The sequence below is a fragment of the Desulfovibrio desulfuricans DSM 642 genome (assembly GCF_000420465.1).
In the GTDB taxonomy this organism is placed as follows: Bacteria; Desulfobacterota; Desulfovibrionia; order Desulfovibrionales; family Desulfovibrionaceae; genus Desulfovibrio; species Desulfovibrio desulfuricans.
In genome coordinates, this window is record NZ_ATUZ01000014.1 from 345,146 (window position 1) to 364,806 (window position 19,661).

Sequence of the window (19,661 nt, forward strand, 5' to 3'; positions counted from 1 at the left end):
AATCCAGCATCACTGTGGTCATGTTTCTGACTACAAAAAAGCCCCATACCAATCCTCTGGTCACAGAATTATGCGTGAGCAGGGTTCTCCTTCGAATAAGAGTTTCGCAATCTTGCGAAACGCGGGCTGAAAATCTTTCCATAACATCGTGGTGACATCCTGAGGATTAATAACACCCAATTCAAAGCGCACAGATATGGATCGAGGCAAAGAAGAAATTTTTAAATCCATGACATTTATGGTAACTATCATATATCGTTGTGGATATTTTTCATTAAGAAGTGAAGTCTGTGCAGTATATAAATACAGGTATACTATATAACGCGCATTGTTGGCCTTGGCCAATTCATTGACTTTGTACCACTGCTCGTGTCGATCTGTGATAATGGCCTGCTTCGCAAAGGGGGTAAAGGATTCCTGGAACATTTTCGCTAACTGAACTTCAATATCCGGGTATCGTGTGCTATCTACAGGCATGCCGTAACCTTCTCTTCGGTCATCGCCATGAAGTATTCCACTATCCGGTACAATATATATAGTTTCCCCGCGCTCCATAGTTCCGAATTCAGGCGGACCAAAATCTGTCAGTCGTTTTGTGCAACCGCATAATGTCATTAATATTAATAAAATAAAAGATAAATATCGCATACATATCCTCACAAAAAAAGAACTCAGGCGGGTCATGGTGAATGCAGTGGAAGTATTGAGGCTTCAATGTAATCACAAAGTGCGCAAGAACGCTATCTGTAGGAACCATGCCAACGGAAAGCGGTCTGGGGAGATTAAAAAAAGCGGTCAGCTTTTTACAGCTAACCGCTTGAATTCTTAATGGTGCGCCCGGCGCGATTCGAACGCGCGGCCTTTGGCTCCGGAGGCCAACGCTCTATCCAACTGAGCTACGAGCGCATAAGAACATTTCTGATATGCTTTGTGCTGGCGGCTGTCAAGGCGTGGGCCTGAGCCGAAAGGATAAGGACACACGGTCACCAGCCGCAGGCATGCTGCGCGCCGCCGGGTTTGCGCGCCGTAGCAATGTGCGGTAAAAATCAGGCTGAGGGGCAATTGCTCTGTGATATTTTATGCGGAGAATGCATGCGTGATATTCTTGTTGGGGTGAGCGGGGCCAGCGGCATGCCCCTGGCCCTCTGCCTCATGCGGTTGCTGGCGTCCATGCCCGATGTGTGCACCCACTGCGTGGTCTCCGATGGCGCACGGGCCGTACTGCGGGCGGAATGCGGCGCGGATGCCGATCTGCTCACGGCGTTGGCGCACACCGTATACGCCGCAGAAGACCTGGGCGCAGGCCCGGCCAGCGGCTCGTGGTGGAGGCGCGGCAACAACGAGCCAGCGGCCATGCTGCTAGTGCCGTGCTCCATGGGAACAGTCGGGGCCATCGCCAGCGGAGCCACGCGCAACCTTGTTCACCGTGCTGCGGATGTGGCGCTGAAGGAGCGCTTGCCTCTGGTGATGGTCACGCGCGAAAGCCCGCTCTCTGCCATACATCTGCGCAATCTGCTTACCTTGCGCGAGGCTGGCGCGGTGGTCATGCCGTTTTCTCCCTGTTTTTACCTGCGGCCTGCTGGCGTGGAGGAACTGCTGGAGCAGTTCTGTGGCCGCATCTTTGATCAGGTGGGGCTTGCGCATGGTCTTGCCCGCTGGACAGGTCAGGCATAGCGCAAGCAAAAGGCGGCACCACGCCGTTCCTCCTCCATTTGCCGTCTTCCGTTCCATCACAGCACGTTTTTTCTGAATTGTTAAAGTGTTACGCTGGAGGCAGCATGAGCGACATAACCTGGTTTGGACACTCGGCATTCAAAATCAGCGCGCCTGGCGCGCAGGTGATTATTGATCCTTTTTTTGCTCCTTCTGCGGGAGTATCGTCCAGCGCGGCAGGTGATGTGGATATTGTGCTGGTGACCCACGACCACGGCGACCATGTGGGTGATGCCGTGTCCCTGTGCCGCCGCACCGGCGCGCAGCTGGGGGCCATTGTGGGCACGGCTGGCAAACTGGCCGAGGCTGGTGTGCCGCAAGAGCAGATTCTCAACGGCATCGGCTTTAACATGGGCGGCACCCTGACCCACAAGGGCGTGAGCATGACCATGACGCAGGCTTACCATTCCAGCGATTCGGGCGCTCCGGCGGGCTACATTGTGCGGATGCCCGACGGCCTCACCGTATACCATGCGGGCGACACCTGTGTTTTCAGCGGCATGGAGCTATGGGGGCAGCTTTACAGCATAGATGTGGCCCTGCTGCCCGTGGGCGGCGTGTTTACAATGGATGCGCGTCAGGCTGCCCTGGCTTGCAAACTGTTGCGCTGCAAGGCTGCTGTTCCCATGCATTGGGGGACGTTCCCGGTGCTGGCGCAGAGCGCAGCGGGGTTCAGGGCAGAGCTTGAAAACCTGCACCTGCCCTGCCGTTGCGTGGAAATGACCACCGGCGAGACCGTAAGCTTCGGCTGATTTATTCCTGCGGTTGCACCGCCTTTTTCCCGCAAGGATTACCCATGAGCGTTTCACTCAAGTGCCAATACGGTTTGCGCGCCCTGTTTGAGCTTGCCCGTCGCACGGGCAGCGGCCCCACGCGCATTCAGAAGATTGCCGAGGCGCAGGCCATTCCCCCCCGTTTTCTTGAAAATATCCTCAACCAGCTCAGGCGCGGCGGCTTTGTGGACAGCCGCCGAGGCAAGGCGGGCGGCTTTATGCTGGCCCGGTCTGCCAGCCAGATCACCACGCTCGAAGTTATCCGCTTTCTGGACGGCCCGGTGCATTCTTTTGACTGCGAGGGCGACAGCCCTGTGCGCAAGTGTTCCCTTGGGCCGGATTGCGTGTTCATGCCTTTGTGGCAGCGGGCGCGGCAGGCATTGGAAAACGTATACGGCGGCACCACGCTTCAGGATCTTGTGGACGCTCAGGCAGCCGCTATCCCCGATTTCAGCATTTGATACGAGTTTGCCTGCGCTTCTTCCGAGCGGGCAGAAATATTTTTGCATCAGGCCTTGCCTTTCAGAAGTTCTGTTATTATCACTTAATCAGTCGAGTTAATGTAGTTAATGCGGGCCAGAGGTGTCATGCCCGCCCGACACGGCTGAACCATACACTCTGGATTGCACACAGCATCGCCAAGGCGGGCAAGGAGAACGCATATGTCCAGAATTTATCAGAATAATCCTCTTTCTATCGGCAATACCCCTCTGGTGCGGCTTAACCGCGTGGTCGGCCCCAAGGCCATAGTGCTGGCCAAGATTGAAGGCCGCAATCCCTCCTATTCCGTCAAATGCCGCATTGGTGCGGCCATGATTGCCGATGCCGAGAGCCGTGGCCTGCTACGGCCCGGCGTGGGCATTGTGGAGCCCACCAGCGGCAATACGGGCATTGCCCTGGCCTATGTGGCCGCCGCCAAGGGCTATGAACTTACACTCACCATGCCCGAAACCATGAGCCTTGAGCGCCGCCGCGTGGTGGCCATGCTGGGGGCCAAGCTGGTGCTCACACCCGGTGCGGAAGGCATGCCCGGGGCCATAAGAAAGGCCGAAGAACTGGTGGCTGCCAACCCCGGCGCATATTTTATGCCCCAGCAGTTCAAGAACCCGGCCAATCCGGCCATACACGAATCCACCACCGGCCCGGAAATCTGGAATGACACAGATGGGCAGGTGGACGCCATTGTGGCGGGCGTGGGCACAGGCGGCACCATTACGGGTATTTCGCGCTATCTCAAACACACGCGGGGCAAGAACATTGTTTCCGTGGCTGTGGAGCCTGAGGCGAGTCCTGTGATCAGTCAGCATCTGGCGGGCAAGCCCCTGCAACCTGGGCCGCACAAGATTCAGGGCATTGGTGCTGGCTTTATTCCTGAAACGCTGGATGTCAGCCTGCTGGATCGGGTCGAGACTGTGGGCAACGATGAGGCCATTGAATTTGCCCGCAGGTTGGCGCGCGAGGAGGGCATTCTTGTCGGTATTTCTTCCGGCGCGGCGGCAGCTGCGGCGGCGCGGCTGGCGGAGATGCCTGAATTTGAGGGCAAGACCATAGTGGTCATTCTGCCTGATGCGGGCGAACGGTATCTGTCGTCTGCCCTTTACGAGGGCATTGGCGAGTAGAAGAGGGAAGAAAGGCAGGAAGGCGGAAAAGGGCTTGGTGGCAGGGGGCGAGCCTGTCGAGCGCATTTACGCCAACCCGACTTTTTTGGCCTGACAAGGAAAAATGCGTATTTTGCAAATTCACTCAACACCAGCCGTCGCCTCCGCATTCGCTCCGGCGAGTATAAGGAGGGCGACGCCACGACCAGCTTTTGATTGAGTGCCGGGTGAAAGGCGCGAAAGACCAGGAGAGAAAAGGCAAAACAGGCGAGGGGTGGGGTGAGCCTGTCAGGCTGATTTACGCAAACCCGACTTTTACGCCCTGAATGCGTCAGCGCCGGGATTTTGATGCTCACGTACTTGAGTACGCTGCGCTCAAAATCCCGGCGCTTCCTTTTCAGACCGCAAAACGCGTATTTTGCAAATTCGCCCAACACCAGCCATCGCCTCCGCGCTGCTCCGGCGAGTTTAAGGAAGGTGACTCCACGACCAGCTTCTTATGGCGGCTGAAATTTTTGACGCACAAGTGACCTGCTTCTGTGCCCGAATGCGCTTGGTTATTGCTTATGCGTCATGGGATGCATCATGGGAATCGAATTTTTACGCTGCAGTTCCCGATAATTCTGGCGGCAAGATGCATCAGGGTAAGCGCGAGGTCACAAAGCACGCCCACTAATCGCAAATATTACAGAGGTATTGGGCTGAAGCGGACTTACATTCAAAGCGAAAGCATCCTCTGGCATTTACGCGTCGCGGAGGGAGATCACCTGAGCGAGCGAGGCGAGAGAAGGAAGCTCCCGCAGCAGGAGACGCGTTGCCCTCGTTATCTGACGGAAATTGAAAACGTTTCTTAGGGGGTGCTCCGGGGGGAGTGCAGAGGGGGCCAAGGAGGGGCGCAGCCCCTAACAGGCCCCCTTTGCCCCACGCCGGGGAGGCGAAATCGCGCGCCGCGCAGGCGTCCCAAACTTCGCCGGACGGCGGAATAACAAGCCCGAAGAGCAGAAAAAAATAACCGGATATCGCAAAAGAAACAACAAAGCGGCCACATCCAGCAAGGATGCAGCCGCTCCGTTAAAAGAATATCAATTCGCTACAACTCATCAAGCGCACACAGCGCAGGCGTCAACTCACCCAAGCTATTGATAAGCGCCATGTTCTCGCTGTAGTCCACAGGGCAGGCCACCAGCGACACGCCGGGTTCGTCCAGAGCCTTTTGCAGGGTGGGCAAAAGTTCGGCGGCGCTTTCAATGCGGTAACCCTTGGCGCCAAAGCTTTCGGCATAGGTCACAAAGTCGGGATTGCCAAAATCCACGCAGTCGTGCGAGCCGGATTCCATGTCCATCTTCCACTTGATGAGCCCGTAGCTGTCATCCACCCAGATCAGTATCTTGAGCGGAATATTCTCGCGCACGGCGGTTTCCATCTCCTGCGAATTCATCAAAAAGCTGCCATCGCCCATCACGGCCAGCACCTTGCGCTCGGGGCAGGCCAGATGCGCGCCGATGGCTCCCGGCAGGGAAAAGGCCATTGTGGAAAGGCCGTTGGAAACAATGCAGGTCAAGGGCGCATAGGTGGGGTAGAGGCGCGCCATCCACATCTTGATGGCCCCTGTGTCGGCCAGCACGATATCTTCATCGCCCATTGCAGCGCGAATATCGCTCACGATGCGCTGCGGCTTGAGGGGAAAGTCGTCGCTCTCACGCCCCTTGGCAAGTTCGGCCTCCACCAGTTCGCGGATTCTCGCCCCGCGCCCGGCGGAAAGCAGAGGTTCCGCCCCAAGCTCCTTGGCCAGAGAGGCCAGGGCAAGACCCACATCGGCCATGATGCTGACCTCGGGGTTATAGTGGGCGTCCACATCGGGCATGAATGTGTTGATATGGATGATGCGCTTGTTTGAATGGGGATTGATGCGCATGGGCGTGAATTCCTGCAATTCGTAGCCGATGGAAAGGATCAGGTCCGCCTGATCGAATGCGCAGTTTTCGTAGTCGTGCCGCATAAAGCCGATGACACCCAGAGACTGGGGGCTGCGGTCGCTGATAACGCCCTTGCCCATAAACGTCGTTGCCACGGGGATTTTGTAGCGCTCGGCAAAGGCGGCCAGCACGGCGGCATTGCCAGTGCGGGCAACGCCGTGCCCGGCCATGATAACGGGCTTGCGCGCACAGCGCAGCAGGGCGGCGGCTTCCGCCACCGCAGCGGGAGAGGGTATGGCCTTGGCGCAGGGAGCCGCCTTGAGGGGCACGGCCTCGGGCATGGGGGCCGCTTCCACGTCTTCGGGAATGGCAAGGTAGGTCGCGCCGGGGCGCTCCTCCTGCGCTACCTGAAAGGCATTGCGCACCATTTCGGGCACTGCCTGGGGCGTCAGCACCGTGTCTGCCCACTTGGTAACGGGCCTGAACATGCCAACGAGGTCAACAATCTGGTGCGATTCCTTGTAGATGCGCTTCAGCCCCACCTGGGCGGAAATGGCCACCAGAGGGCTTGAATTGGTTTGCGCGTCAGCCGCGCCCAGCAGCAGGTTGATGGCCCCCGGCCCGAGAGTGGCGGTGCATACGCCCGCCTTGCCTGTCAGGCGGCCATAAATATCGGCCATCAGGGATGCGCCCTGCTCGTGCCGGGCAAGAATAAAGCGGATGTCGCCGGAGGCGGCCACAGCCCGCACAAATTTGATGTTTTCCTCACCGGGGATGCCGAAGACGTACTTAACTCCCTCGGTTCTGAGGCATGAAACAAGGAACTGGGCTACGTTCTGCTGATCCATGACTAACCTCGTTGGGGGCGTTTGCCCAAGGCCCATGCCTTGGCGATGACTGGCCGGAAAGGGCCTGGCGTGATCCTGCCGTGCGCAGATTTTGCGGTCGGGCTTATTTTTGCGCCACGGCGCGTTCAAGCACGTCGGCCCAGTGGTGCAGAATGAAGATGTGGGCCTCCTGAATGCGGGCCGTGACATCGTGGGGAACAATAACAGCCATGTCGGCCAGCGATTCCAGCTTGCCGCCATCCCGGCCCAGCAGGGCAATGCTGGCAATGCCCTGAGCGCGCGCCTCATTGACGGCGGCGATGATGTTGGCTGAATTGCCGGAGGTGGAAATGCCCACAAAAACATCGCCGGGGCGGGCAAGGGCCTCTACCTGACGGGAGAAAACATCGTTGAAGCCGTAGTCGTTGCCGATGGCCGTGAGGTTTGACGTGTCCGTGGTCAGGGCGATGCAGGCCAGCGCCTTGCGGTTGCACTGAAAGCGCCCCACAAGCTCTGCTGCAAAGTGCTGTGCGTCCGCCGCAGAGCCGCCGTTGCCGGCAATAAGCACCTTGCCGCCTGCCCCAAGTGCTGCGCTCAGCCGCTCTGCCGCCGCTTCCACGGCGGGGCGCATGGTCTGCAACACGCCAAAAAGCTTCAGATGGGCGGAGAGAGACATATCAAAAAGCGAATTCGTCATGATCTGGCCTTGCTGCACGGTTTGGTTTCCCCGTAAGGGCATCGGTTTTGAAAACGTCTTGCAAGCCTAGCAAGGCCGGGAACAAAAGAAAAGCATCCGCCGCCCGCGCTTGCGGCACTGGCGCGCATGTCGTACATGCAGGGGAGGAGGCATTATGAGCACATTCAAAGAGCAGTGGGCGCAACTGCTGGCCCCCAACCGCAAAACCGGCACGGGCATGAAGCTCGACACGCTGGACGCGGTGCGTAATCCTTTTCTGGTAGATTACGACCGGATCATCTTTTCCAGCTCATTCCGCAGGCTGGCAAGAAAAACCCAGGTGCACCCGCTGGTGCGCAACGACCATATTCACAACCGCCTTACCCACTCGCTTGAGGTGAGCTGCGTTGGGCGATCCCTTGGACTTGGCGTGGGCGATGCCCTGCGGCGGCGCGGCGACCTGCCCGAAGGCTGCACTCCGGACCATCTGGGCCAGATCATTCAGGCCGCCTGCCTGGCGCACGACATAGGCAATCCTCCCTTTGGCCATGCGGGCGAGGAGGCCATCCGCGACTGGTTCAAGGATTCCGTCAATAAAGAGCAGTATTTCAAAAATCTGCTGCCCGCAGAGTGGGCCGACTTTACGGCTTTTGACGGCAACGCCCAGGGCTTCCGCGTTATCAACGCGCTTGAAAACAACAAGGACAGGGGCGGCTTTCGTCTGACATTTCCGGTTGTTGCTGCTCTGGTGAAGTACCCGCGTTCCGCCTACGATGCGCTGGGCGTGGGCAAGAGCAAGTTCAATTTCTATACGGCGGAGCGCGATCTTTTTGGCGAGATATTCGGAGCGCTGGGGCTTGCGGAAGGCGCGGGCTGGCGCAGGCATCCGCTTTCGTACCTTTTGGAAGCGGCGGACGACATCTGCTACCGCATTATCGATATGGAAGACGCGCGCGAGCTGCGTATCATCACCTATGCCGACTTTAAGGCGGCCATGGCGCCTTTGCTGGATGTGAATTGTCTGGACGATCCGCGCCTTGATTCCATGGATTCCGACCGCAGACGCACCAGCATGCTGCGCACCACGGCCATGGGCCGCATGATTCCGTCCATCACGCAGACGTTTATGGACAATTATGAAGTCATCATGGAGGGGCGGCTTGATGGCTGCCTGCTGAACCACGCCCGCGAGGATGTGGCCGGGTTCATGCGTGAGGCGGGGCGGGTCTTCAACAGCAAGATAATGAACAATCCGCAGAAGACGGCTCTGGAAATCGGCACCTACACGCTCTACCGGCGGCTGCTTGACGTGTTTATTCCGGCCTGCTTCAACTTCACCAAGGGTAATGCCATGAGCTATCAGGAAACACGCGCCCTCACGCTCATGGGGGCCAATGCCCCGAGCAGGGAAGACAGTTTGTATATGGCCTATCTGCGGGTGCTGGATTTTGTGTCCGGTATGACGGACGACTACGCCGCGTTTATTTCACAGCAGTTTTCCGGCACTGCCGGACGGTAGGCGTCTACAGGCGGGAACAACTGGGCTGCCAATTCAGGATGCCGCGCAACGCGTGCCTTGGGCATGTGGTGCGCGGCATCTCTCGCCGAACCTGTCTATGCAGGTTGTCAGGTGCGCCCCGTTAAAGGGCTATGGCGGCATTCATGAACGGCCCCAAAGCCTGCGGCAGCATGCGGTGCCCGGTGTCAGCCCATTCGCGGTCTTGCGCAATGGCGTCAAGCGTGAGGTCGCGCAACTGCTCGTAACATTCCACCAGCGAATACCTGTCGGTATCAATGATGCTGTGGGGGCTACGGGGTTCGTCAAAAGCGTCAAAAACTGAATCCAGGGTCGAAAGGGCACCGCGTTCAGCCTTGGCATACAAGCCTTTGGCATCGCGCTGCACCAGGGTTTGCAGCGAGCAACGCACCCATACCTCTCGGTACATGGGCAGCATGGCCCTGTTGCTCTGGCGCATGCTCTCGTATGGGGTGGCGGCGGCGACCACGCATAGTTTGCCCTGCGCCTGCAAGCTCAGCGCGTAATCGCGCAGTGCATCGGTATTGCGCACGCGATCCTCAGGGGTGGCGGCGGAGAATCCGTTGCTGCGGCAAAAGGTGTCGGCGTCGATGAATTCAACGTCAAAGCCCTGCCCGTCAAGATACAGGCGCAGCAGTGAACCAAGGGTGGTTTTTCCACTGCCGGAAAGTCCCAGCAACCAGATTGTCGGCGTCATACTGTCCTCGCTTGCTTGCAGTGCGGTTTTGCGTGTTGCAAACCTGCAATAGCTTATGCAAATTTTCGGCCAGTATTTAATTTTTTTAGTAAGTTTGTATTGTTAAGGATATCCAATAATTGAGGAGTGCGGCAATTTTGACAGCGCTGGCCCCATTCCGCCTTGGGCAATCCCTCGAGGGATCACCCAAGGCGGCCATGCGGGCAAATACATGCTGCGAGTGCAAGGTCGGGCTGTGGCGGCGAGAGAACGGTGCTTGTTACTTTGCAGAACCCTGGATGGCATCATTGATATAGGGGATGGGGAACCACTGATACCCCTGCCCCGCCTTGCCCACGTGCCCAATGCCGGGAAAGGAAATGTGCGCTCCAGCCACAAGGTGGCCCTTTTCCGCGGCCTCTGCAAAAAGGCGCTGTCTCTGCCTGACGGCTCCTTCCGGGTCAAGGTCATACTCAATGGCCGTATCCGGCAGGGGAAACTGCGCTTCCGCTACATGAACGGTATCTCCCCAGAACAACAGTTTTTCTCCATTGCTTTCAAGCAGGTAACATGTGTGACCCGGAGTGTGACCCGGTGCGGCCACGGCGTATATTCCGGGCAGCACCATTTGGCCCGCTTCAAAATGGGCCACCTTGCCCGCGCTGAGGTATGGGGCCAGGGATTCCTGCCCTTTCACAAACATGGGCCTGAAATACTCCGGCGACTTGTCCATCTGGGCAGCGCTGAGCCAGAATTCGGCCTCAACGCGGTTCACATGCACGGTGGCAGACGGGAAAACCCTTTTGCCGTCCACTGTAAGCCCGCCAGAGTGGTCGCCGTGGATGTGCGTGAGCAGAATATCCGTGATATCTGCGGGTTTGAATCCGGCCCCCTCAAGGCTGGCTGCAAGTTTGTTTACGGTTGGGCCGAGCAGCTTGCCTGAGCCAGTGTCTACAAGGATGCGGCGGTTTTGGGCGAGAATAAGAAAGGCATTGACAGAGGTAGGTCTGGGAGAGGGTACATAGGCCTTTTTAAGGGCATCTTCTACCTGCCCCTGTTTGGCGCTGATCAGTCGTGCGTTGCTGGTCAATGTGCCATCGGAAATTGCCGCCACATGCACATCTCCCAGTTGCAGCCAGTAGTAGCCCGCCTGTCGGTAAAGCGGCGCGGGCGGCGGTGTAGCTGCAAGGGAAGGCCGCGGCAGCAGCGCCGCACCGGGCAAAACAAGTGAAGCGACTGTTGCCTGTTGAAGGAACTGGCGTCTGTTCATGTGATCTCCTGTTTGGCTGGGATCACCGGGGCAAGGATGCCGCATATGCATGCTTGAATGCCCTCTAGCCCCAGTATATGCTTGGTTTTGGCGGGATGCATATGTACATTGTTCGTTAGTTCCGTTTTTATGAACTATTGGGGCGGGTGTCAATATCGCCTGCGCAGGTTTGCCGTCTGGCGCCGTCCTTTTGCTTTTATACCAGGAAAAAATGATGAAAACCCTGCACCATCCGGCTGTTGAAAACGTAACGGTCGAAGGTCTTCTGCACGCCCTTTCTGACCCTGTGCGCGTACAGATTCTCAAGGAAATCATACGCTCAAATTCGCCAAAAATGTGTTCTGACTTCCTGAACATGCCGGACAGGGCCATACCCAAGTCGACCCTTTCGCAGCATTTCAGGATATTGCGCGAGGCTGGCCTGATCCGCAGCGAGAGAAGCGGTGTTGCGCTCAAGAATACTCCTCGGTGCCAGGAATTGCAGCCCCGGTTTGGGCGGATGTTAGCTGAAATTCTGGCGGCATATGCCGAGGAGTACGGCAGGAAAAATGCGGATGAATAGAGGCGGGCGTAAAAAGTTGCACGCTTGAAGGCTGGAGCATCGGTTCATCCGCTAGCCCTCGAGCATGTGCCATAGAGCAGTCAGCCCCCCCCGATGTGAGTCATTTTTTGTCAATCAGCAAGGTTAAATGGTATTGCCGATTGGTTGAATTATGCGTGTTGACAGGAGGGTGCAGAATTTATAATGAGAGTGAGCACTTCGTTTATTAATAGCCGGTGCAGGAGACTTCCCATGGCCCGACCAAAAAATGAAAAGCTTGAAATCCAGCGGCGTGAGGAAATTTTGCAGGCTGCGGCCCGCGTGTTCCGGGCCAAGGGTTTTCATCTTGCCAGAACAGAAGACATCTGCACCGAGGCCGAAACAAGCGCGGGGACACTGTTTCGTTATTTCAAATCGAAAAAAGAAATCATTGAGGCTATTGTTGAGGCAGAAATGAAGGCCAACGATGAGGATCTGCTGGTTCTGGCGCAACGGCAGTCCGTAGAGGGGTTGGCCACACTGACGGCAGAAGAATTACAAGAAATGCTCCGCCCCAGCGGGTACGGGCTGGCAACAGAGAGTTGGCTTGAACTCTCTCGCAGTCCGGATGGCAGAAAGGAGCTTGCCGCTTCATCTGCCAAGCTGGAAGCAGCGCTCGCCGCTTTGCTGGCACAGGGTCAGGCCGAGGGCTGGGTGCGCCGCGATCTCAACGCCAAGGGCGCTGCCAGCCTGCTGCTTATTTTGTATACCGGGGTGCAATTTGATGCAGACCTCGGCATGGATATCGATTACGAGGCCTCGGCTCTGGCCATTTCAGACCTTATCAAAAGTTTTATTCTGACCTCCTAGGGTTTGCCACCGCACTTTGTGCTGTGCATCTGTTAGTCAGATAAAATGACGGAGTACTCCGTTTATAGTGAGGCATACGTGGTTTCCATCGCGCGTTCGAGTCTTTTATACGAGTGGCGGCGCTATCTGGCCGCAGTACTGGCCGTTACCTTTGCCGGGCTTTTGACTGTGGTGCAACTGGCCCTATTGCTCGGATTGTTCAATACGGTGTCTGTTCCGCTGGATCAGTCAACGGCAGAACTGTGGATTGGTTTTCGCAACACAGCAAGTGTGGATCTTGGCCGGGCTGTGAGCCAGAGCGCTGACACCAGAGCCTGGATGCATCCGGGCGTTGCCTATATTGAAAGATTTGTCAGCGCTTACGGCGATTTGCGAAGGGCAGATGGAGTGCCCGTCTCAGTGATTATCAATGGCATTGATACCGGCGGGGAGGCCTCGGCCTTTTCGCAGCTGCTCACGCCCAAACAGCGCTCCTTGCTGCGCGAACCCGATGCCGTGCTTATTGACGTGGCAGATGCAAACAAACTTGGTGCAGAGTGCAGCACCCTGGTGGAAATTAACGGCAAAAGGGCGCGCATTGCCGGAACAATCAAGGGGCTACGTGCCATCGGCGGCGTGAACATGCTGGCCTCGCTTGCTACGGCGCGGCGGCTTGCTCCAGAAACAGCCAACCAGACAACGTATTATATGGTGCGGCTCAAGCCTGGCTTTGCAGCAGAACAGGTGCAAAAGGAAATTGCTGATACTGGCCTTGTTTCACGCTACAGCGTGTGGCAGGCTGAGGATTTTTCTGTTCAGTCTCAGGGTTACTGGCTTTTTGAATCAGGTAGCGGTGTGGGGACGGGCTTTGCCTCGTTGCTTGCCCTGCTTGTGGGCGTGGCAATCACCAGCCAGACGCTTTCGGCGGCAATCACTGCATCTATCAAGGAGTTTGCGGCCTTGCGGGCTTTGGGAGTGTCCAGGCACAGCCTGCGTTGCGTGGTCATTGAGCAGGCTGCCTGGATTGGCTTTATTGGGCTGCTGCTCACGGCTGCGCTCACCATCGCCATTGCCCTGCTGGGCGAGGCGGCCAATATTGCCATGGCTTTTCCTGTCTGGCTGCTGGCAGGGAACGTTTTGATCATGATGGCCATCGCCGTTGGATCCGGGCTGCTTGCGCTCAAACCTTTGCTCAACACCGAGCCGGTCACACTTTTGCGCTAGGAGCCTTCAGTGTCCAACATTCCCACATTACAGGCCACGGGCATATCAAAGAGCTTTGTCAGCGGCAGTATTTCACAGCAAGTAATCAAACAGAGTTCGCTCGATGTGTTCTCAGGTGAACTCACCCTGCTTGTGGGGCCTTCCGGTTCAGGAAAAAGCACGATGCTCTCCATGCTGTCTGGCCTGCTGCACCCAGATACCGGGATGGTTATGGCTCTTGGCACCAATTTGTGGAGCCTGGGAGAAAAGGAGCTGGATGCATTTCGGCTGGAACATTGCGGGTTCATCTTTCAGGGCTTCAATCTTTTCGGCTCATTAAGCGCATTGGATAACGTAATCCTGCCCCTCCAGTATATGGGCATTCAGGGGGAGGAGGCCAGAGACAGGGCGAGGCTGGCTCTGGAAGAAGTTGGCCTTGGGGGGCGTTCCCATTTGCGGCCCCTTGAGCTTTCTGGCGGCGAAAAACAGCGTGTTGCCATAGCCCGCGCGCTTGTCAAAAGACCGCAGATGATTTTTGCCGATGAACCAACTTCCGCTCTTGATAAGGCCAACAGCGAAATTGTTATAACCCTGCTTCAAAGTATTGCCGGACAGCACAACGCAACCGTGCTGGGCGTCACGCATGACCCGCGCCTGCTTTCCCACGCCGACAGGGTTATTCATCTTGAAGACGGCATTTTAAAGCAGGATCACCGTAATCCTTAAGTAATTTCCGTGGAGTACAAATGAACAGTCTTACCGTGCGTGCAAAAAAAATGTGCGGAGCCGTGCTGTGCATCATACTGTGCGTGTTCTGTGGGGTTTTGCTGGCAGCTGGTCAGGGCCAGGAAATACCCCCTGCACCAGTTGCGGAGGTGCTGGCCAGCGCCAAGGGCCGTGTGGATGTGGAAGGTGGCGTGATCAAGCTTGCCGCGCGCAGGGACGGCGTGATCACCGCTGTGATGGCGGAGGAAGGGGAAAGTGTGCAGGCTGGCCGTGTGCTGGCTTGTCTGGATGACAGCCTTGCGCGCAACAGGCTGAATTTGGCGGAGCAAGAGCTGAGTCATACCGAGCTTCAGGTGCGGCGTAACGAAATCGGTTTGCGGGCGGCGCAGAGGGAGTTGGAACGTCTGCGCCCCATGATCAAAACCGGGGCTGTTGCCATGCGCGAATTTGATCAGGCGGGGGATGCCCTTGTGGTGGCTGAAGTCGATCTGCGCAGCAGTATTGCTGCCGTGGAAGTGGCCCGCGCCCGCGTGGTGGTCGCGCAGAATGAAGTCAACGAGTACAGGATTGTGGCGCCGCTTGATGGCCGCATCGTGCAGAGGCAGGCGCGTCCGGGTAACGGGGTGAGTACCCTGAATGTGACTCCCCTGTTCAGTTTTGTGCCCAATAGCCCGTTGATTGTACGTGCAGAACTGGACGAGCAGTACTTGTCTCAAGTCTGGCCGGGGCAGCAGGTGCTTATTGTGCCCGAGAGCGATCAGTTCCGCACGCTGAACGGCACCGTGCTGCGAATAGGCCGGGTAGTGGGCCAGCGTCTGCCACCGGAAGATCCGGCAGAAAAGCACGACACAAGGGTTGTTGAAGTGGTGACGACCCTTGAGGCGGACAGCCTGCTGATAGGGCAAAGGGTGGTTGTGCGGTTCCTTGCAGACGGCGGAAGCAGTCCAAGAACTGACGGAAAGGCTCCGTAGTTTTTGCAATGGATAAAAACAGGGCCGCCCGCAGTTGTGGACGGCCCTTAAATTATTGCGCGTGGGCTACAGATAAAAGAAACGGGAGGTCAGTGATCTGACCTCCCGGTGACTTCTGGCGGAGCGGAAGGGACTCGAACCCTCGGCCTCCGGCGTGACAGGCCGGCGTTATAACCGACTTAACTACCGCTCCGTTTTTGGGGATGGTGGGCAGTACAGGACTTGAACCTGTGGCCCCCGCCGTGTGAAGGCGGTGCTCTACCAGCTGAGCTAACTGCCCTCCCGGCGAAGATGAGTTCTACGCAAACACCCCCTCAGAGTCAAGCGAAAAAAATGAAGTAAAAAAATTTTTACAAGGCAAAAATTTTAACATGCTGATTTTTAATTAAAAGTTGAAAAAATGCCCCATAATGCCATTTTGCTTGTGTTGCGGTGCTTCATGGGGAGTGCTAGACCTCCCCTTAGCACATTACAGAACGCTGAACGCCGCTGTTTTCGCGCTTCCGGCGCAGAAGCAGCACAGTGGATGCGCCGCCGGGGAGGCGGTTTTCTGTTCTGGGCAATTCGCTGTTGAGGCACAAGAAAAATGAGATTTTTTTTCAAGCAGATATGCCTGGCGGCCTGCTGTTTTGCAGTTGGGCTTGCTGCCCAGTCGGCGCAGGCTCGTGTGGTGGAAGGCAACGTCATCATGGATCAACCCATGCGTGAGAACCTGTGCGCCCTCACCTTTGATGACGGCCCATCGATAAACACCCCGCATCTGCTGGACATGCTGGAAGAATACGGCATTCCCGCCACGTTTTTCATGTTGGGCAGCCAGGCCGAGCGCCATCCTGATATTGTAAAGCGCGTCATCGCCGAGGGGCATGAGGTGGGCAACCATTCCTATTCGCACCCCAATCTGCGCGTAGTCAGCCTTGCCCGCAAAGAAGAAGAACTGCGCCGCACAGATACCATCCTGCGCAACCTCGGGGCCTCGCCCCAGTTCATGCGCCCGCCTTACGGCTCGTATGATGCCTCTACTGAAAAAGTGGCGGCCAGCCTTGGGCTTTCCCTCATGCTCTGGTCCATGGACAGCCGCGACTGGCAGCGCCTGCCAGACAATTACGCCACCCTGCGCAACAACAGGGGCACAGTCTATGCGCCGGGAACCCTGCGCGGTATTTTTCTGTTCCACGACTCGCACAAGCGCACTGTAGACGACCTGCCGCGCATCATTCGTGATCTGCGCGCTGGCGGCTGTCAGCGTTTTGTGACCGTGACCGACTATCTTGAGGGGCTTATGGATCCTGAACCCGGCCTGCTCATGACGCGCGTCAAACGTGGCGCACCCGGCATGGATGAGCCGCCCCTGGTTGCCCGGCATCAGGTTGAGGGGGTGCACCAGTCAGAAGAACTGCCGCCGCACAGCTTCCCTGCCGGTTCGGCTGATATTCCTCTTGCGCGCAGCAGCACTCCCTGGCAACTGGTGGAGAGTCCAAGCCCGGAAATGGCAGGGCAGGCCGCACTGCCCGGCACTGCCGCGCATCCCGTGCAGGATGCTCCCCAGCCTGCGGGCAGCAGTGCAGTCCAGCCGAGAGAAGGCTCTGCCCTTTCCCCGGCGCAGGCTCCGGCCTCTTGATGCGAGGTTAATGTTTCTTTTGACATTGCTCTGCCAAAGGCGTGTAATTCAGCTATGGCATGAGGGCATGCCTCCAGATTTTCCACTGTCCTCCCCCCCACAGGGAAGTACAAATGAAAGGCCCGGATCAACGATCCGGGCCTTTCTGCTTTTCAAAATTGAATGATTCGGGGACAGTTCTGTCCGCTTATGAAAGCCGCGTTCTAAAATCCTGGTAGCCAAATTCCCGCAGCATGCGAAAGCGCGTGTCGCCCGTTGCATCGGCCTCGCAAATGCCAATGGATGGCAGGCGCAGGCCGTTGAATGTGGTGGTTTTGACCATGCTGTAAATGGCCATGTCTTCAAACACCAGCCGCTGACCGGGCACAAGAGGCGCGTTGAACGAATATTCCCCGGCCACATCGCCCGCCAGGCAGGATTTTCCGGCAAGGCGGCATGTCCAGGCCTGTTCCCCGGTCTCGCCCGCCAGTTCGGCCACATTTTCAGATTCGTATCGTACACGCGGGCGATAGGGCATTTCAATGACATCGGGCATGTGGCAGGGAACGCCAATATCAAGAATGGCCACAGGCATGTCGGCCTGCACCACATCCAGCACCGTTGCCACGAGCCAGCCTGCGTCCAGAGCCACGGCCTCGCCCGGCTCAAGGTATATCTGCGCATTGTAGCGGTCGCGCCAGTCGGTCAGGCAACGGCAGAGCAGATCAAGATCATAGCCGGGCTTGGTGATGTGGTGGCCGCCGCCAAAGTTGATCCAGCGGCACTGTGGCAACCACTGCCCAAAATGGCGCTCAACGGCCGCCAGGGTGCGTTCAAGGGCATCGGCCCCCTGTTCGCACAGGGTGTGGAAATGAAGCCCGGAAATGCCCTCCATGGTCGCAGGATCAAAGTCCTTGGGTCTGATGCCCAGGCGCGAGCCCGGCGAGCAGGGATTGTAGATGGCGGCTGCTCCCTCGGAATGCTCAGGGTTGATGCGCAGGCCGCACTGAATCTGGCGGTCCGGGCAGCGGCTCTTGTTCTGCATGGCCACTGCGGGCGCGAATTCGCGCCACTGGGCAATGGAGTTGAATACCAGATGATCCACAAGGGTGAGCAGTTCAGCCATCTCGCGTCTGTTCCAGGCAGCGGCAAAGGCATGCACCTCGCCGCCAAAATCCTCCCGTGCCAGCCGCGCTTCGTCCACGGAGCTTGCGCAGGCCCCCCACAAGGGGCCGTGCCCCTTGGTGCGCGAAAGAAGCGGAAAAGTTGCCCAGGCAGCGTAGCCCTTGAGCGCAAGGAGAATCTTGGCCCCGGTGCGCTCCTGAACTGCGCCCAGAGTGGCGGCATTGGCCAGAAGCTGCGCTTCGTCCAGAACAAAACAGGGCGAAGGAATGCGGGCCGGATCGAACAGAAGGTTCTGGCAGTGCATGAATGTTCCTTTGAACAAAAAGAGTTTCAGTATGGTGCCGCTCCCGCGCTGGCTTATGCTTGCCAGATAAAGCGGTCGCGCCCTTCCCGTTTGGCTGTGTAAAGCTGGGCATCGGCCGCGTTGATGAGCGATTCGAGGTCGCTGGCCTTTTGCTCGGCCATGCCGATGGAAACAGAAATGGCTATGCTGAGCGCGCCGATCTGCACTGGTTTTGAACTAACGGAAGTGCGAAAATTTTCAAGCCTTCTGGCAAAGTCGTCTTTATCCATGCTCGGCGCGACCACGCAAAATTCTTCTCCGCCGTAGCGCCCGCAGATGTAGGGAGCGGGAAATTCGTCACGCAGCATGCCGCCAAGCTGCCGCAGGGCAATATCGCCCGCCAGGTGCCCGTAACGGTCATTGACCTGCTTGAAATAGTCAACGTCGATCATTGCGGCGGCCAGGGGGCGGCGGTCTTTTCTTGCCTCGGCCACTGCCTCTTGCGCCTCAGAGAAAAACTGACGGCGCACCAGCAGGTTGGTGAGGGCGTCGCGTTCTGCAAGAGCGCGGTTTTTGCGGATAAGATCCTGTATGTCAAGATTCATGGAAATACGGCACAAAAGCTCCTCAAAGGAGGACGTTTTGAATACGTAATCGTTGGCACCTGACCGCAGAAATTGCGCACCCGCGTCCGTGCCCACAGAAATGACAATAATGGACAGCTCGTCCATGGTGTGGGTTTTGCGGATGGCGGCGGTGAGTTTGATGCCGTCCATGCCGGGCATATAGTGGTCGGCCAGCACAACGCGTATGGCGGGGTGCTCCTTGAGAATCTGCAATGCTTCCAGGCCGTTGCTTGCCGTGTAAGCCGTGATGCGTTGCCGCCTCAGCAGCTCGGATACCTGCATGCACCAGAGGTTGGAATCGTCCACAATCAGGGCTTCAACGCCGCTGTTGGCGCGCAGGCGGCTCACCACGCGCATGAGGTACATCATATCATCGGGGGTGCGCTTGACGATGTAATCGGTAACACCCTGCAGCATGAGGCGTTTATAGATGTCTTCGTCAAAATGGGCGCTGACCACCACCACAGGGATGTTCCGGGCAAGGATGGCAGGGACAATTTCGCCGTTGGGGGCATCGGGCAGGTTGAGGTCGCAAAGGGCCAGAAAGTACTGCGAAGGATTGTCCTCCAGCAGTTTCAGGGCTTGCTGGCGGTTCTCGGCGCATTCGTAGGAAAGCCCCAATTGTTCCTTGAGATTGTGCGCCATAAAGCGTGCTGTTGTCCGGCTGTCTTCAACGATGAGAACTTTCTGCATGTTTGCTTCCGCATGGGGGATTGGTTTGGGGCAGGATAAAAAAATTGCGCCGTGCAAGAGTGCGGAACCTGCGCGGCGG

The 19,661-nt window shown here is 57.4% G+C and carries 18 protein-coding genes and 3 tRNA genes; 11 read left to right on the top strand and 10 right to left on the bottom strand.

The annotated features are described in order from the left end of the window. Window positions 1-60: 60 nt before the first annotated feature. Window positions 61-648, bottom strand: a complete 588-nt coding sequence (locus G449_RS0109665) for a hypothetical protein (RefSeq protein ID WP_159060463.1) — start codon at window positions 646-648, stop codon at window positions 61-63. A gap of 181 nt (window positions 649-829) precedes the next feature. Then, a tRNA-Arg gene (locus tag G449_RS0109670) sits at window positions 830-906 on the bottom strand. Between the two features lie 186 nt (window positions 907-1,092). Between G449_RS0109670 and G449_RS0109675 the strand changes: the two genes are divergently transcribed. From G449_RS0109675 to cysK, 4 genes are all read left to right on the top strand, one after another. Further along, complete coding sequence (locus G449_RS0109675; RefSeq protein WP_022659114.1) at window positions 1,093-1,674, top strand: UbiX family flavin prenyltransferase; 582 nt, start codon at window positions 1,093-1,095, stop codon at window positions 1,672-1,674. A 104-nt stretch (window positions 1,675-1,778) separates the two neighbouring features. Further along, complete coding sequence (locus G449_RS0109680) at window positions 1,779-2,465, top strand: metal-dependent hydrolase (protein ID WP_022659115.1); 687 nt, start codon at window positions 1,779-1,781, stop codon at window positions 2,463-2,465. A 44-nt stretch (window positions 2,466-2,509) separates the two neighbouring features. Further along, window positions 2,510-2,947 carry an RrF2 family transcriptional regulator gene (locus G449_RS0109685; protein WP_022659116.1) on the top strand — a complete coding sequence of 146 codons (438 nt, stop codon included), beginning with the start codon at window positions 2,510-2,512 and terminating at the stop codon, window positions 2,945-2,947. Window positions 2,948-3,148: 201 nt separating this feature from the next. Next, window positions 3,149-4,105 carry a cysteine synthase A gene (cysK, locus tag G449_RS0109690; protein ID WP_022659117.1) on the top strand — a complete coding sequence of 319 codons (957 nt, stop codon included), beginning with the start codon at window positions 3,149-3,151 and terminating at the stop codon, window positions 4,103-4,105. A 1,069-nt stretch (window positions 4,106-5,174) separates the two neighbouring features. On the opposite strand, the gene G449_RS0109700 is transcribed toward cysK, so the two are convergent. Continuing rightward, complete coding sequence (locus G449_RS0109700) at window positions 5,175-6,848, bottom strand: acetolactate synthase large subunit (RefSeq protein ID WP_022659119.1); 1,674 nt, start codon at window positions 6,846-6,848, stop codon at window positions 5,175-5,177. 103 nt (window positions 6,849-6,951) lie between these two features. Further along, window positions 6,952-7,524 (bottom strand): D-sedoheptulose 7-phosphate isomerase, encoded by a 573-nt coding sequence (gene gmhA / locus G449_RS0109705; protein ID WP_022659120.1) that lies wholly within the window; start codon window positions 7,522-7,524, stop codon window positions 6,952-6,954. A 154-nt stretch (window positions 7,525-7,678) separates the two neighbouring features. On the opposite strand from gmhA, the gene G449_RS0109710 reads away from it, so the two are divergent. Continuing rightward, window positions 7,679-9,022 carry a deoxyguanosinetriphosphate triphosphohydrolase gene (locus G449_RS0109710; protein WP_022659121.1) on the top strand — a complete coding sequence of 448 codons (1,344 nt, stop codon included), beginning with the start codon at window positions 7,679-7,681 and terminating at the stop codon, window positions 9,020-9,022. Window positions 9,023-9,143: 121 nt separating this feature from the next. On the opposite strand, the gene G449_RS0109715 is transcribed toward G449_RS0109710, so the two are convergent. Together G449_RS0109715 and G449_RS16715 are read right to left on the bottom strand one after the other, a co-directional pair. Then, window positions 9,144-9,737, bottom strand: coding sequence for an adenylyl-sulfate kinase (locus G449_RS0109715; RefSeq protein ID WP_022659122.1), 594 nt, complete (start codon window positions 9,735-9,737; stop codon window positions 9,144-9,146). 259 nt (window positions 9,738-9,996) lie between these two features. Continuing rightward, a complete protein-coding gene (locus G449_RS16715) occupies window positions 9,997-10,986 on the bottom strand; it encodes an MBL fold metallo-hydrolase (RefSeq protein WP_022659123.1) in 990 nt (329 codons plus the stop codon). Between the two features lie 214 nt (window positions 10,987-11,200). On the opposite strand from G449_RS16715, the gene G449_RS0109725 reads away from it, so the two are divergent. From G449_RS0109725 to G449_RS16720, 5 genes are all read left to right on the top strand, one after another. Further along, a complete protein-coding gene (locus G449_RS0109725; RefSeq protein WP_022659125.1) occupies window positions 11,201-11,548 on the top strand; it encodes an ArsR/SmtB family transcription factor in 348 nt (115 codons plus the stop codon). A gap of 231 nt (window positions 11,549-11,779) precedes the next feature. Beyond that, complete coding sequence (locus G449_RS0109730) at window positions 11,780-12,376, top strand: TetR/AcrR family transcriptional regulator (protein ID WP_022659126.1); 597 nt, start codon at window positions 11,780-11,782, stop codon at window positions 12,374-12,376. Window positions 12,377-12,454: 78 nt separating this feature from the next. Next, a complete protein-coding gene (locus G449_RS0109735; RefSeq protein ID WP_022659127.1) occupies window positions 12,455-13,579 on the top strand; it encodes an ABC transporter permease in 1,125 nt (374 codons plus the stop codon). Window positions 13,580-13,588: 9 nt separating this feature from the next. Further along, on the top strand, window positions 13,589-14,284 hold the full coding sequence (locus G449_RS0109740) for an ABC transporter ATP-binding protein (protein WP_022659128.1): 696 nt from the start codon (window positions 13,589-13,591) through the stop codon (window positions 14,282-14,284). A gap of 20 nt (window positions 14,285-14,304) precedes the next feature. Continuing rightward, window positions 14,305-15,255 carry an HlyD family secretion protein gene (locus tag G449_RS16720; protein WP_022659129.1) on the top strand — a complete coding sequence of 317 codons (951 nt, stop codon included), beginning with the start codon at window positions 14,305-14,307 and terminating at the stop codon, window positions 15,253-15,255. A gap of 116 nt (window positions 15,256-15,371) precedes the next feature. Here the strand turns inward: G449_RS16720 and G449_RS0109750 are convergent. Next, window positions 15,372-15,448, bottom strand: a tRNA-Asp gene (locus G449_RS0109750). A gap of 11 nt (window positions 15,449-15,459) precedes the next feature. Then, window positions 15,460-15,535: transfer RNA gene (locus G449_RS0109755), tRNA-Val, on the bottom strand. Between the two features lie 306 nt (window positions 15,536-15,841). On the opposite strand from G449_RS0109755, the gene G449_RS0109765 reads away from it, so the two are divergent. After that, on the top strand, window positions 15,842-16,876 hold the full coding sequence (locus G449_RS0109765) for a polysaccharide deacetylase family protein (protein WP_022659131.1): 1,035 nt from the start codon (window positions 15,842-15,844) through the stop codon (window positions 16,874-16,876). A 187-nt stretch (window positions 16,877-17,063) separates the two neighbouring features. Here G449_RS0109765 and nspC read toward each other — a convergent pair whose 3' ends face one another. Then, on the bottom strand, window positions 17,064-18,284 hold the full coding sequence (gene nspC / locus G449_RS0109770; protein ID WP_022659132.1) for a carboxynorspermidine decarboxylase: 1,221 nt from the start codon (window positions 18,282-18,284) through the stop codon (window positions 17,064-17,066). 53 nt (window positions 18,285-18,337) lie between these two features. Next, window positions 18,338-19,582, bottom strand: a complete 1,245-nt coding sequence (locus G449_RS16725) for a GGDEF domain-containing response regulator (RefSeq protein WP_022659133.1) — start codon at window positions 19,580-19,582, stop codon at window positions 18,338-18,340. Window positions 19,583-19,661: the final 79 nt, after the last annotated feature.

What these genes read in the sequence shown, in the direction of transcription:
- G449_RS0109665 (WP_159060463.1), bottom strand. Translation starts at nt 648, where the DNA reads ATGCGATATTTATCTTTTATTTTATTAATATTAATGACATTATGCGGT.
- G449_RS0109675 (WP_022659114.1), top strand. Translation starts at nt 1,093, where the DNA reads ATGCGTGATATTCTTGTTGGGGTGAGCGGGGCCAGCGGCATGCCCCTG.
- G449_RS0109680 (WP_022659115.1), top strand. Translation starts at nt 1,779, where the DNA reads ATGAGCGACATAACCTGGTTTGGACACTCGGCATTCAAAATCAGCGCG.
- G449_RS0109685 (WP_022659116.1), top strand. Translation starts at nt 2,510, where the DNA reads ATGAGCGTTTCACTCAAGTGCCAATACGGTTTGCGCGCCCTGTTTGAG.
- cysK (WP_022659117.1), top strand. Translation starts at nt 3,149, where the DNA reads ATGTCCAGAATTTATCAGAATAATCCTCTTTCTATCGGCAATACCCCT.
- G449_RS0109700 (WP_022659119.1), bottom strand. Translation starts at nt 6,848, where the DNA reads ATGGATCAGCAGAACGTAGCCCAGTTCCTTGTTTCATGCCTCAGAACC.
- gmhA (WP_022659120.1), bottom strand. Translation starts at nt 7,524, where the DNA reads ATGACGAATTCGCTTTTTGATATGTCTCTCTCCGCCCATCTGAAGCTT.
- G449_RS0109710 (WP_022659121.1), top strand. Translation starts at nt 7,679, where the DNA reads ATGAGCACATTCAAAGAGCAGTGGGCGCAACTGCTGGCCCCCAACCGC.
- G449_RS0109715 (WP_022659122.1), bottom strand. Translation starts at nt 9,737, where the DNA reads ATGACGCCGACAATCTGGTTGCTGGGACTTTCCGGCAGTGGAAAAACC.
- G449_RS16715 (WP_022659123.1), bottom strand. Translation starts at nt 10,986, where the DNA reads ATGAACAGACGCCAGTTCCTTCAACAGGCAACAGTCGCTTCACTTGTT.
- G449_RS0109725 (WP_022659125.1), top strand. Translation starts at nt 11,201, where the DNA reads ATGAAAACCCTGCACCATCCGGCTGTTGAAAACGTAACGGTCGAAGGT.
- G449_RS0109730 (WP_022659126.1), top strand. Translation starts at nt 11,780, where the DNA reads ATGGCCCGACCAAAAAATGAAAAGCTTGAAATCCAGCGGCGTGAGGAA.
- G449_RS16720 (WP_022659129.1), top strand. Translation starts at nt 14,305, where the DNA reads ATGAACAGTCTTACCGTGCGTGCAAAAAAAATGTGCGGAGCCGTGCTG.
- G449_RS0109765 (WP_022659131.1), top strand. Translation starts at nt 15,842, where the DNA reads ATGAGATTTTTTTTCAAGCAGATATGCCTGGCGGCCTGCTGTTTTGCA.
- nspC (WP_022659132.1), bottom strand. Translation starts at nt 18,284, where the DNA reads ATGCACTGCCAGAACCTTCTGTTCGATCCGGCCCGCATTCCTTCGCCC.
- G449_RS16725 (WP_022659133.1), bottom strand. Translation starts at nt 19,582, where the DNA reads ATGCAGAAAGTTCTCATCGTTGAAGACAGCCGGACAACAGCACGCTTT.